Here is a 12,194-nt window from a genome sequence, read left to right on the forward strand (position 1 = left end):
AAAAGGAAAGGTGCCGGCTTCGGCACCTTTCTCGTTCCGGCCCCATATGGGCTTGCTTCAGGATTTGGGCATGATGCCGGGGCCGTTGTCCGGCCATTGAGCGACCAGCTTCTCGTCGATGTTGAAGTGCTGGGCGACGAGCTTGGGCGGCGTGTGCGTCAGCCAGTTGGAGAGCGAGACCTCCTCGTAGCGCGGCGCACGGAATACGCCGATGAACTGGAGCTCGGTGTCGCCGACATTCTCGACATAGTGGCCGAGATTGCGCCGGACATAGCCGATGTCGCCGGCTGCGAAATCCGTCGTCCGCGCGTTCGGGCCGGTGTCGAACACCGTCATGCGCGCTTTGCCCTTGATGTAGTACTGCCACTCGTCGGCGTTCGGATGCCAGTGCATCTCCCGGACCGCTCCCGGCGGCATCGTCACCAGTGCCGCGGCGATGGTGGTGGATACCTTGAAGTTGCTGCTGTCGGCGACGCGGATGCTGCCGGCGGAGCTCTCCTTCACCGGCGCCGAACTGCCGAGCGAATGGATGAACGGATAGGGCGGTGCCTCCGCATGCTTGGCGATTGCGGCGCGATCGGCAGCGAGATCGCCGGGCAGCGTCCCCTGGAAAATCCAGAGATTGTTCAGCGGGATCTTGGCGAAGGCGTCGGCCGGCACGCCAAAGTTCTTCGCCAGCACCTCGGGCGGCGTATGGGCAAGCCAATCCGTCACCAGCAGCGTGTTGAACTCATTGGCGTGGCCGTCGTCGAAGCAGATCACGAATTCGCAGCCGTCGGGACCCAGTCCCTGCAGTGAATGCGGCGCGCCCGACGGGAAATACCAGAGGTCGCCGGCCTTGAGGTCGCCGACATAGGGGCGCCCCTGCGTGTCGAGCACGGTGATGCGGCAGCTGCCGTAGGTCATGATCGCCCATTCGGCCGCCTGATGCCAATGCAGCTCGCGGATGCCGCCGGCGGACAGCCGCATGTTGACGCCGGAGATCTCTTTCGAGATGGCGAAATCCGCGACGGTGACTTGCCGTGCCCAGCCGCCATTCTGGATGCGCCTCGGCGCATTGTTGAACGAGGCCCAATCCATCGGCTGGCCGCCTACGTCGGTCGCCGGCGGGGTTTGTGCGGAGGGGAATTGCTTGGCCAATTCAGGGTTTTGCGGACCGGGATCGGTCAGGCTGCCGGGGCTTTTGGCGTTGACGGCACCTTGCGGCGGCTCGTCCGGGTTGCCGAAGGTTGCGGCCTGCGCACTCGAGCCGACCATGGCGGCGCCTGCCGCGGACATGGCCAGCAAATCACGTCGTGAAAACATCTGGGGTCGCTCCTGAAAAATGTCGAAAGCCCTCCGTAGCGACGGGGCTCCAACCGTCAACCCTAGTTTCCGCTTGTCGTTTCAGCTTCCGAGAACGGCGCTGCTTTTGCCGGAATGCATGGCTGCTGCGGCCGACCATCCCGGTCCGGACGTGTGCAATTGCGAAATTCGGTTTCGTTTTGAAAAGACGGCTCTGCCCGCGCGATCCTTAACTACCGCGAAGAAGCACAAGATCGAGAGATGTCGAGATGACCACGAAATCGGTTCGTCCCTATGGTGGACCCGCCGGCGGCTGGGGCGCACTCAAGGCGCTCAGCGAGGCGCTTCTGGTGCAGAGGGCGCCGCTGAAGGCCGCAGCGACGCTGAGCCGGATGAATCAACCGGAGGGTTTTGATTGCCCCGGCTGCGCCTGGCCCGACCCGAAGCACACCTCGTCATTCGAATTCTGCGAGAACGGCGGCAAGGCGATCGCCTGGGAGACGACATCGAAGCGCTGCACCCCCGAATTCTTCGCCGAGCATACCGTCACGGAGCTCGCGGGCTGGAACGATTACGATCTCGAAATGGTCGGGCGGCTCACCCATCCGGTGGCTTACGATTCCGCATCCGATCGCTATCTCCCGGTCGAGTGGAGCGAAGCGTTCGACATGATCGGTCGGGAGCTTCGGGCCTTGCCCGATCCGAACATGGCGGAGTTCTACACATCCGGGCGGACCTCGAACGAAGCCGCCTTCCTCTATCAGCTCTTCGTGCGCGAATACGGCACCAACAATTTCCCCGATTGCTCGAACATGTGCCATGAGGCGACCAGCGTCGGCCTGCCGTACTCGCTCGGCGTCGGCAAGGGCACCGTGTTGCTGGAGGATTTCGACAAGGCCGATTGCATCTTCATCTTCGGCCAGAATCCGGGCACCAACACCCCACGGATGATGACGAGCCTGCGCAACGCGGCTCGCCGCGGCGCATCGATCATCTCATTCAACCCGTTCCGAGAGCGGGCGCTGGAGCGTTTCCAGGCACCGCAGAGCCCGGTCGAGATGATCACGCTGTCGTCGACGCCGATCAGCTCAAAACTCTTCCAGGTCCGGGTCGGCGGCGACGTCGCCGTTCTCAAGGGGATCATGAAGATCGTGGTCGAGGCGGACGATGCCGCCCGCGCCGCCGAGCAGCCGGAGATCCTGGATTGGGATTTCATTCGCGGTCACACCGTCGGCGTCGAAGCGCTGATCGACGATCTCAAGCGCACGCAATGGCCTGATATCGAACGTCAGTCCGGCCTGACGCGCGAGGACATGGAATATGCCGCTGGCGCCTACATGAAGGCTGAACGCGCCATCCTTGTCTACGGCATGGGCATCACCCAGCACTGGCGCGGCGCGAACAACGTCCAGCAGATCGCGAACCTCGCATTGTTGCGCGGCAATGTCGGGCGCGAAGGCGCCGGCGTCTGCCCGGTTCGCGGCCATTCCAACGTGCAGGGCGACCGTACCGTGGGGATCACGGAGGTCCCCAAGGCGGATTTCCTCGCACGCCTGGAGCAACGCTTCGGTTTCAAGCCTCCGGTCGCGCCGGGACACAACGTGGTCACCGCGCTGGAAGCCATGATCCGCGGCGAGGTGAAGGCCTTCTTCGCGATGGGCGGCAATTTTGCCGCGGCCATTCCGGATTGGCAGGCGACCCGGGCGGCGCTTGGCAAGCTCGATCTGACCGTCCACGTCTCGACCAAGCTCAACCGCAGCCACCTGATCCACGGCCGCGCCGCCCTGATCCTGCCGTGCCTCGGACGGACCGAAGTCGATGTGCAGGCATCGGGGCCGCAGTCGGTCACGGTGGAGGATTCGATGTCGATGGTGCATGCATCCGGCGGCCGCAACAAGCCGGCATCGGAGCACCTGCTCAGCGAGGTCGCGATCGTCGCCGGCGTCGCCAAGGCGACGCTGGGCGAGCGTACGGTGGTCGACTGGGACGGCTTCGTTGCCGATTACGATCGCATCCGCGATGCGATCGAGGCCGTGTTCCCGATATTCCAGGGCTACAATGCCCGCATCCGCGTCCCCGGCGGCTTCCATCTCACCTCGACCGCACGCGAGCGCATCTGGGCGACCCCCTCGGGCAAGGCGAACTTCCTGGTCTTCCCGGGCTGCGGCGAAGACCCGCCGGAAAGCGATCCCGATTCGCTCTGGCTCACCACCATACGCAGCCACGATCAGTACAACACCACGCTCTACTCGATGTCCGATCGCTATCGCGGCGTTGTCGGCCAGCGCGACGTGATCTTCCTCAACGAATACGAGCTGAGGAAGCGCGGGCTTGCCGATGGCGATCGCGTCGACCTGATCACCGCCTCGACCGACGGCGCCGAGCGGATCGTGCGCAACTTCCGCGTCGTAGCCTATTCTTTTCCGACTGGCTGCTGCGCGGCCTACTATCCGGAGACCAATCCGTTGGTTCCGCTCTATGGCCGCGACCCGCTCAGCTTTACGCCGTCATACAAGGGCGTCCCGATCCGCCTGGTGCGTTCGGCTGCTCCCGGGGGATAGCGGCAGCGTAAACCAGAAGCGGGCGCCGCCATTGACGCCATGGCCTTCGGCGCCGATCCGACCGCCGTGCGCTTCGACGATCGACCGGCAGATCGGTAGTCCCATGCCCATCCCATTGTCCTTGGTCGTGAAAAAGCTTTCGAACAGCCGATCGAGATGTTCGGCGGCAATGCCGGGACCGTTGTCTTCCACGGAGCAGCACAGCGTGGCCGCGTCTTGCGTGATCGTGCTGATGACGATTCTGCGATCGCCATATCCAGCCTGTGACAGCGCCTGCACCGCGTTGATGGCCAGGTTGACGATCACCTGTTGGAGCTGGGTGCGGTCACCGAGCACCTGTGGCGCGCTCGGATCGGGTTGGTGCAGAATGCTCACGCTTCGGGATTCCATCTCGTGTCGCAGGAAGAGAAGCGCTTCGCGGATGATCTCGTCGAACGACAGGGATGCCTGCTCGGGCGCTTTCCGGGAAGCCATCCCGTGAACGCGCGCCACGATGTTCGCGGCGCGCTGGGCATCCACGACGATGTTCTCGATGGTCTTGCGGATCTCGACGATATCGGGCGTAGGCCTGTTCAGCCACCGCAGCCCGGCCGCGCCGCTGGTTGCGATGGCGGCCAGCGGCTGGTTGACCTCGTGCGCGATCGAGGCGGTGAGCTCGCCGAGCATCGAGACGCGCGCGGCATGCGCGAACTCGGCCCGGACCTGCTGGAGCTTCTGCTGCGCGCGAACACGCTGTGAGATGTCGATGGTGCCGACTAGGCTGATTTCGAGGTCGTTGATGGGGCCGACGCGGGCCGTCGTGAAGAGGACGTCGACGACACGGCCGTCCCAGGTGACCATCTGGGTCTCTTCCTCGAAGTTCGTCTCACCGCCATAACGTGACTCCATGGCCCGCCGGAACGTATCGGGACGTTCCTTCCAGGTCTCGGCCATGGATGGTCCGACATAGCCGCTGACGCCGCCTCCGAACATCTGGACGGCCCGTTCGTTGGCCTCCTGAAACGAGAGCGCGTCCATGCAGGTCCGGAGGAACTCGGGATGGCTATCGAAATAGGGGCCGAGGTCCTTGACCCCTTCGCGGCGCAATTTCCGGAACAGCACGACCAGCCTGCTGGCGTCGAGCTGATGGAATGCGATCGGCATGCGGCTGAACAGATGGCGATATCGCTGCTCGCTCCGCTCCAGCTCGGTATGGGCCTTCTTCCGGGCGGTGAGCGTCAGGCTGATCACCACGAGCGAAGCCGCTATCGAGGCGGCGAATGCGATCGATGTGAAATTGAAGCCGAGCAGGGAAGACGTGAACGACAACAAGCTCAGGGCAACACTACCCCACGCCCACAGTGGAGCGCGATGCCGCATGGGCCAGCCTGGGAGCACACGGCGCCACCATCGCTGGGGCTTTACGGGCGTGGAGCCATCCAGGCGTTCGAGCGTCATACGAAATGTCTAATTCGACGTTGAAGAGTCGTCTTTTGCAATCTGACAGGTCCTTTGTCAAAGCGCACGAGGTCGCGATCGGCTGCTCGCCGGCCGCGAGGCTAGGCCATCTCTGCTGTTGATCTTGTCACGTCGAACCGCCGCTCGAACTCGGCGACATCGACTACGCCGCGCCGGTGCGTGCCGTCGCCGATCTTGCGGCCGCCGTCCCAGGCCTCGATTTCGAACAGCACGCTCTTGGCCTCGACCGCGATCACCCGCGCGATTGCGCGCACCGTGCGGCCGACCGGCGTTGCGGCGAGGTGGCGGATGTTGACCATCATCCCGACGCTCACATGGCCTGCGGGCAGGAACGGCTGCACCGCCGATCCGGCGGCCATTTCCATGTGCAGGATCATCATCGGCGTGCCGTAGACCGCCGGCATGCCTGGTATCACGTGGCCGACCGTCATCTCGGGCGTGACGGCCACCAGTTTGTCGGCGGTCATGCCGGCGGTCACCTTCTCAAGCGGATTCATGGCTCAGTTCCGTATCTGCCCCGGTTGTCGAGAGAGTGGATGTCGCGGCCGCCCGCGGCTTGCGCCCGGTGAACCAGTTGCCGAGCTTGTCAAGATAGAGATAGACCACGGGCGTGGTGTAGAGCGTCAGGATCTGCGAGAACATCAGGCCGCCGACGATGGTGTAGCCGAGCGGCTGGCGCAACTCCGCGCCGGTACCGGTGCCGAGCATCAGCGGCACGCCGCCGAGCAGCGCGGCCATCGTCGTCATCAGGATGGGGCGGAAGCGCAGCGTGCAGGCCTGGTAGATCGCCTCTTCCGGGCTGAGCCCGTGCTCGCGTTCCACCTGTAGAGCGAAATCGACCAGCATGATGCCGTTCTTCTTGACGATGCCGATCAGCAGGATGATGCCGATGATGGCGATGACGCTGAGATCCATATGGACGGCGAGTAGCAGCAGCAGCGCGCCGATGCCGGCCGAAGGCAGCGTCGACAGGATCGTGATCGGATGGATCAGGCTCTCATAGAGCACGCCGAGAATGATGTAGATCACGATCAGCGCCGCCCCGATCAACAGCGGCGTGCCCGACAGCGAGGACTGGAAGGCCTGCGCATTGCCCTGGAACGATGTCGACAGCGAGGCGGGCTTACCGATCTCCTTCTCGATCTTCTGGACCGCCGTCACCGCATCGCCGAGCGCTGCGCCGGGCCGCAGGTTGAACGAGATCGTGACCGAGGGAAACAGGCTCTGGTGATTGATCAGGATGGGCGCAGGCTTGATGACGGCGTGGACCAGCGTGCTCAGGGGCACCTGCTGGCCGCCAGCCGAGTTCAGGTAGATGTCCTTGAGCGCCTCGGGTCCGTATTGAAACTTCGGATCGACCTCCATCACGACGTGATACTGGTTCAGCGAGGTGAACATGGTGGAGACGATGCGCTGGCCGAAGGCGTCGTCGAGGGCGTTGTCGATCGTCGTCGGCAGGATACCGAAGCTGGAGGCGACTTCCCGATTGACGGTGACTTCGAGCCTCGGACCGGCATTGGCCTGGTCGCTCGCGACGTCGGTGATGAGGTCGAGCGCGCGGAGTTTTGCCAGGAAGGTCGCCGACCAGTTGGTGAGCTCGTTGGAATCTGCGTCCGTCAGCGTGTATTGATACTGCGTCTTCGACAGCCGTGCGCCGATGGTGATGTCCTGGGCAGCCTGCATGTAAAGCCTGATGCCCTGGATGTGGGCCAGCCGGGGCCCCAGCCGCTCGATCACCTGATCGGCGCTGGCCTTGCGCTCGGGCTTCGGCTTCAGGACGATGAAGATGCGTCCCTGATTGAGCGTTGCCGTCGGTCCGCCCGGACCGATATAGCTCGCCACCGACTGGATCGCCGGATCTTTCGAGAGGATGCCGACGATCGCCTGCTGACGTTCGGACATCGCGGGGAAGGAGATGTCCTGGGCAGCCTCGGTGATCCCGACGATCTGCCCGGTGTCCTGCTGCGGGAAGAAACCTTTCGGGATGATCACGTACAGATAGCCGGTCAGCGCGATGGTCGAGAGCATCACCAGCAGCGTCACGAAGCGATGGCGCAGAACGATCCGCAGGCCTCTCGCATAGAGTGAAAGCAGGGCATCGAATCCCCGTTCGAAGGCGAGATAGAGCCGGCCGTGTGTCTTCCGCGATTGGTCCTTCAGCAGCCGCGCGCACATCATCGGCGTCAGTGTGAGCGAGATGACCAGAGACAGCAGCAGCGCGGCGGTGATCGTGACTGCGAATTCCTGGAACAGCTTGCCGACGTAGCCGCCCATCAGGAACAGCGGGATGAACACCGCGATCAGCGACAGGGTGATGGAGACGATGGTGAAGCCGATCTCGCTGGAGCCCTTGAGCGCCGCTTCCATCGGCGTCATGCCCTGCTCGAGATGGCGTACGATGTTCTCGATGACCACGACGGCATCGTCGACCACGAAGCCGACCGCGATCGACAGCGCCATCAGCGAGAGATTGTCCAGGCTGTAGCCGAGCACGTAGAGAACCGCGAACGTGCCGATCAGCGCCAGTGGAACCGTGATCGCCGGAATGACGGTGGCCCAGAAATTCCGCAGGAACAGGAAGATGACCATTACCACCAATGCGACCGTCAGCATCAGGGTGAACTGGACGTCGGAGACCGCGGCGCGGATGGTGGCGGTTCGGTCGGCGGCGATCGTCACCTTGATCGCCGGCGGAACGGAGGCCTGCAGCTGCGGCAGCAGCTTCTTGATCCGGTCGACGGTCTGGATCACGTTGGCACCGGGCACGCGCTGGACTGCCAGAATGATGGCGCGCTCTTTGCCGTACCAGCCGGCCAGCAGGTCGTTCTCGGGTCCTTCGATCGCCGTGCCGATATCGCGTATGCGCACCGGCGAGCCGTTGCGGTAGGCGATGATGAGGTCCTCATAGGCGGAGGGCTTGAGCAGTTGATCGTTGGTGTTCAACGTATAGGTGACGCGCGGGCTGTTGAGCGTGCCCTTCGGCAAATCGACATTGGCGCCGGCGATCACGTTGCGGACGTCTTCGAGGCCGATGCCGCGGGCGGCGAGCGCCTGCGGATTGACGCGGACACGGATTGCGGGCTTCTGCTGGCCGCCGATGCCGACCAGGCCCACGCCCGGCACCTGCGAGATCTTCGGCAGCAGGATGTTCTCCGCGTAGGCGTCGACCGTGGTCAGCGGTAATGAGTCCGACGTCAGCGCGATCAGCATGATCGGCGTCTCGGCCGGGTTGACCTTCCTGATCGTCGGCGGGTAGGGGATGTTCGGCGGCAGGAAGGGGCTCGCGGCGTTGATCGCGGCCAGCACGTCGACCGCGGCGCTGTCGACCGTGCGCGACAGCTCGAACTGCACTGTGAGCTGTGCCACGCCGAGTGCGCTGGACGAGGTGAGCTGGGTGATGCCGGGAATCTGGCTGAGCTGCTGTTCGAGCGGCGTGGCCAGGGACGACGCGATCGTGCCGGGGTCGGCGCCAGGCAGTTGCGCCGAGATCTGGATGGTCGGGTAGTTGACGTTCGGCAGCGCGCCGACCGGCAGCAGCGGATAGGCCGCAAGGCCGCACAACAGCAAGCCGGCCATCAGCAGGGCAGTCGCGATCGGCCGCAGGATGAAGGGCGCGGAGAGGTTCATGGGAGCGCGTCCTGCACGGCGCTTTGCAGATCGGCTTCGCGTGCCGCCTTGCCGTGCAGTTCTCTGACGCGGCTTCCTTCGGTCAACCGATACTGGCCATCGACCACGACGACGTCGCCCGATTTCAAGCCCCGATCGATCAGGGCCTGTCCGTCGCTGATCTCGACCACGTGAACGGGGCGCAAGGTAGCTGTCTGATCGGCAGACACGACGTAGACATAGCTGCCGTTCGGACCTTGCTGAACTGCCGATCCCGCCACCGTCAGGGCATCCTTGCGGGTCTCCAGCAGCAGGCGCGCGTTCACCAGCTGCCCTGGCCATAGCCGGTGCTCATGGTTCGGGAACACCGCCTTGAGCTGGACGGTGCCAGTGGTCCCCGCGATCTCGTTGTTGACCAGCAGCAGCGTGCCCTCATCGAGCTTCATCTTGTTGTCCTGGCTGTAGGCGATGACCTTCAGCGCTCCCTTCGCGGCCTGCTCCTGGATTGCGGGCAGATCCGCCTGCGGCAGGGTGAACAGCAGCGAGATCGGTTCGATCTGGGTGACGACGACCAGACCGTTCGGATCGGTCGGATGAATCACATTGCCGACGTCGATCTGGCGGACACCCGTGATGCCGGGGATCGCCGACGTCAGGCGCGTGTAGCTGAGCTGGACATTGGCCTGATCGATTTGCGCCTCGTCGGCCTTCACGGCGGCCTTGAGCTGCGCCACCTGCGCCGTCTGCGTCTCGATCAGTTGCGGGGTCGCATAACCCTTGTCGCCGAGCTGATTGTAGCGAGAAAGATTGGCCTCGGCGTTCACGAGCTGCGCCTGGTCCCGGTCGCGGTTCGCCGTCAACTGCTCGATCTGTGCCTCGTAAGGACGAGGATCGATTTGGGCGAGCAGGTCGCCGGCTTTGACGGTCTGGCCCTCGGTGAACGCGATCTTGACGATCTGTCCCTGAATCTGGCTGCGCACCACGTCGGTGTTGTAGGCGATCACCGTGCCGATGCCGCGCAGATAGATCGGAACATCCTTGCCGGTGACGGTGGCAGCAACCACTGGCACGGCGGCGGGCAGCGGCGCGGCGGTGACGATCGGCTTCTTGTCGCCACCGAAAAGCCAGAAGCCTCCGCCGATCACGATTGCGGCGAGAGCAACGAGTGCAATGGTGAGGCTCCGTTTCACGGCGATGATCCTCCTTGATCTCCGGGATTGCCGGAGCCGTTGATTGAACTCGTGCTGCCCACGGAGTCGGGGCCGGGCACCGGCACGAACGAACTGATTCCGGCGCCGCCGAGCTCGGTGGATCCGAGCGGAATCCCGACGCTTCCGACTGTCGATGTCGAGGGAGGCAAGGCTGACTGGGTCGTCAAGCCGTTGGGGCAGGCAAGTGACGAGCTTCCGGAGAGGCCGCCGCCGTCGAACAGGGCTCCCGATGATCCGGGATTGCCTGATGCGGCGCAGTTCGTCGTGCCTTGCAATGGCGTGATCGGAGATACGCCCGGCGTTGCAATTTCAGTCGAGCCCAGCGGAATGCCTTCAGGCCGTGTCGAACCCATGTTGAGCGGCGAGGTCGAGAGCATTCCGATCGATGGTGGCATCGTCGGCAGTGCCGTTTGCGCAATAACCGCTGCGGCGGGCAGCCATATCAGGCTAAATGCAAGAGCCGCACCCAGAAGCATCGATGTAAACCGGCGGTATTTGGACCTGTTCGAGGAGGGCTGTTCTCGCATGGGCTGCTCCGGATTCCTTCATTGCGCGGAACGATAGGGAACGGCCGGCGTGCCGGTATTCCCTGAACGCACGTCCCGCTGTCTGGCCGCACGATCGCAAAGGCATCCCCTCCGGAATCATTGTGGCGCCTGCTGGAGCAGTAGCGTCGCCTCGGACAGCTCGCGGCGGCACCTGGCGATGTCGCCGGAACCGTCCGCCGCCCGCGCGCGATCGAGGGCATCGAGCGCGAGCCGAAGATGCGCTCCCCTTGCGCCTTCCGCTTGCGCCAGAGATCGCGGCGTGGGCTGATCACCGCGTAGTGCCTCGAGGCTCTCCGGACTCCAGCCATTTGCGTCTGCATTCTTCTCAATGGCGGCGTCCAGCTGTGCCTGGACACGCCCGATCGAATCCTCGCAGGACGCTGCATGGACCGGAGTTGCCGCATTCAGGAGGACTATAAGGGCAGCTGCGATCCGGATGAGTGAATTCGGTGTCATTGTCGATCCCTGCGCCATCGTCGATCGGTTCGACCTGTGGCTTCTGCGGAAGACGATGGCAGTTCTGGTCTTCGCGACGTCGTGACTCTCCGCACGCATGGCATCTGCTCCGCTCGAAGTGCACGGCCTAAGTAGGTCGCGTCCGGAGGATGTGCGAGTGGCCGCCGTTGTGACGAGCAGTTTTCGGCGTGCGAAGTGGCAAGGGCCGTTGCTTGCCGAAATACGCAGGCCAGCGGCGGAACTAGTGTCGCGTCATTCCAACCCGGAGTAATCCCGACATGAAGCACCCCAACGCTGGTCTGGCCTTTGCCGCCGCTCTCTATCTGTTCGCGACCGTTGCTCCCGCACGCGCAGAACCCCTGAAGAACATCGTCCTGGTGCACGGGGCTTGGGTGGATGCGTCCGGCTGGAAGCCGGTCTATGAGATCCTCACCAAGGAGGGTTTCCGCGTCACCATGGTGCAGGAGCCCGAGACGTCGTTCGCCGACGACGTCACGGCGGCGAAGCGCATTCTCGATCAACAGGACGGTCCGACACTCCTCGTCGGCCACAGCTATGGCGGCTCCATCATCACTGAAGCCGGAGTCCATCCCAACGTCGTCGGTCTCGTCTACGTCGCCGCGCACGCGCCCGAGGTCGGCGAAGATGAATCGGCGCTGGGCAAGAAGACGCCGAGCGTGCTCGGCAAGACCGAGGGCGTCATCAAGGTCACCCCCGACAAGTTCACCTATCTCGATCCCGTGCAATTCCCGAAACTGTTCGCGCCCGATCTGCCGCGTGAGCGCGCCGAGTTCGTCGCTCGCTCGCAAGTCCCGGCTGCGGCGCAGGTCTTCAGCACGCCGCTCACTGCGGCCGCATGGAAGACCAAGCCGAGCTGGGGCGTCGTGGCCGGTAGCGACCAGATCATCAATCCGGATCTCGAGCGCTGGTACTATGAGCGCGCCAAGAGCCAGATCACCGTCATCCCCGGCGCCAGCCACTCGGTCTTCGAGTCGCATCCGAAGGAAGTCGCAACTGTGATCACTCGCGCCGCGCGCAGCATTGATCAACAGGCTGCGCGCTAGTCACGT

At 64.0% G+C, this 12,194-nt stretch carries 9 protein-coding genes; 3 read left to right on the plus strand and 6 right to left on the minus strand.

Going from position 1 to position 12,194, the window contains the following annotated elements; genetic code table 11:
* Window positions 1-57: 57 nt before the first annotated feature.
* Window positions 58-1,305, minus strand: a complete 1,248-nt coding sequence (locus CIT39_RS13565) for an oxalate decarboxylase family bicupin (protein ID WP_094974842.1) — start codon at window positions 1,303-1,305, stop codon at window positions 58-60.
* Window positions 1,306-1,553: 248 nt separating this feature from the next.
* On the opposite strand from CIT39_RS13565, the gene CIT39_RS13570 reads away from it, so the two are divergent.
* Complete coding sequence (locus CIT39_RS13570) at window positions 1,554-3,845, plus strand: FdhF/YdeP family oxidoreductase (protein WP_094974841.1); 2,292 nt, start codon at window positions 1,554-1,556, stop codon at window positions 3,843-3,845.
* Here the strand turns inward: CIT39_RS13570 and CIT39_RS13575 are convergent.
* The 4 genes from CIT39_RS13575 to CIT39_RS13590 all read right to left on the minus strand — a co-directional run bounded on the left by CIT39_RS13575 (window position 3,792) and on the right by CIT39_RS13590 (window position 10,099).
* Entirely contained in the window at window positions 3,792-5,282 is a 1,491-nt protein-coding gene (locus CIT39_RS13575) for a PAS domain-containing sensor histidine kinase (RefSeq protein WP_094974840.1), read from the minus strand. The genes CIT39_RS13570 and CIT39_RS13575 overlap by 54 nt on opposite strands.
* Before the next feature lie 101 nt (window positions 5,283-5,383).
* On the minus strand, window positions 5,384-5,800 hold the full coding sequence (locus tag CIT39_RS13580; protein ID WP_094974839.1) for a thioesterase family protein: 417 nt from the start codon (window positions 5,798-5,800) through the stop codon (window positions 5,384-5,386).
* Window positions 5,787-8,930: an efflux RND transporter permease subunit gene (locus tag CIT39_RS13585; protein WP_094974838.1), complete on the minus strand. Its 3,144-nt coding sequence runs from the start codon at window positions 8,928-8,930 to the stop codon at window positions 5,787-5,789. Before CIT39_RS13585 ends, CIT39_RS13580 begins: the two co-directional genes overlap by 14 nt.
* Entirely contained in the window at window positions 8,927-10,099 is a 1,173-nt protein-coding gene (locus CIT39_RS13590) for an efflux RND transporter periplasmic adaptor subunit (RefSeq protein WP_094974837.1), read from the minus strand. Before CIT39_RS13590 ends, CIT39_RS13585 begins: the two co-directional genes overlap by 4 nt.
* A gap of 39 nt (window positions 10,100-10,138) precedes the next feature.
* Between CIT39_RS13590 and CIT39_RS13595 the strand changes: the two genes are divergently transcribed.
* Entirely contained in the window at window positions 10,139-10,684 is a 546-nt protein-coding gene (locus CIT39_RS13595) for a hypothetical protein (RefSeq protein ID WP_181955154.1), read from the plus strand.
* Window positions 10,685-10,764: 80 nt separating this feature from the next.
* Here the strand turns inward: CIT39_RS13595 and CIT39_RS13600 are convergent, their stop codons facing one another.
* Entirely contained in the window at window positions 10,765-11,223 is a 459-nt protein-coding gene (locus CIT39_RS13600; RefSeq protein ID WP_244607575.1) for a hypothetical protein, read from the minus strand.
* 179 nt (window positions 11,224-11,402) lie between these two features.
* On the opposite strand from CIT39_RS13600, the gene CIT39_RS13605 reads away from it, so the two are divergent.
* Window positions 11,403-12,188, plus strand: a complete 786-nt coding sequence (locus tag CIT39_RS13605; RefSeq protein ID WP_094974836.1) for an alpha/beta hydrolase — start codon at window positions 11,403-11,405, stop codon at window positions 12,186-12,188.
* Window positions 12,189-12,194 lie beyond the last annotated feature (6 nt).

The organism is Bradyrhizobium symbiodeficiens (genome assembly GCF_002266465.3).
GTDB lineage: Bacteria > Pseudomonadota > Alphaproteobacteria > Rhizobiales > Xanthobacteraceae > Bradyrhizobium > Bradyrhizobium symbiodeficiens.

What these genes read in the sequence shown, in the direction of transcription:
- CIT39_RS13565 (WP_094974842.1), bottom strand. Translation starts at nt 1,305, where the DNA reads ATGTTTTCACGACGTGATTTGCTGGCCATGTCCGCGGCAGGCGCCGCC.
- CIT39_RS13605 (WP_094974836.1), top strand. Translation starts at nt 11,403, where the DNA reads ATGAAGCACCCCAACGCTGGTCTGGCCTTTGCCGCCGCTCTCTATCTG.
- CIT39_RS13600 (WP_244607575.1), bottom strand. Translation starts at nt 11,223, where the DNA reads ATGCGTGCGGAGAGTCACGACGTCGCGAAGACCAGAACTGCCATCGTC.
- CIT39_RS13570 (WP_094974841.1), top strand. Translation starts at nt 1,554, where the DNA reads ATGACCACGAAATCGGTTCGTCCCTATGGTGGACCCGCCGGCGGCTGG.
- CIT39_RS13575 (WP_094974840.1), bottom strand. Translation starts at nt 5,282, where the DNA reads ATGACGCTCGAACGCCTGGATGGCTCCACGCCCGTAAAGCCCCAGCGA.
- CIT39_RS13580 (WP_094974839.1), bottom strand. Translation starts at nt 5,800, where the DNA reads ATGAATCCGCTTGAGAAGGTGACCGCCGGCATGACCGCCGACAAACTG.
- CIT39_RS13585 (WP_094974838.1), bottom strand. Translation starts at nt 8,930, where the DNA reads ATGAACCTCTCCGCGCCCTTCATCCTGCGGCCGATCGCGACTGCCCTG.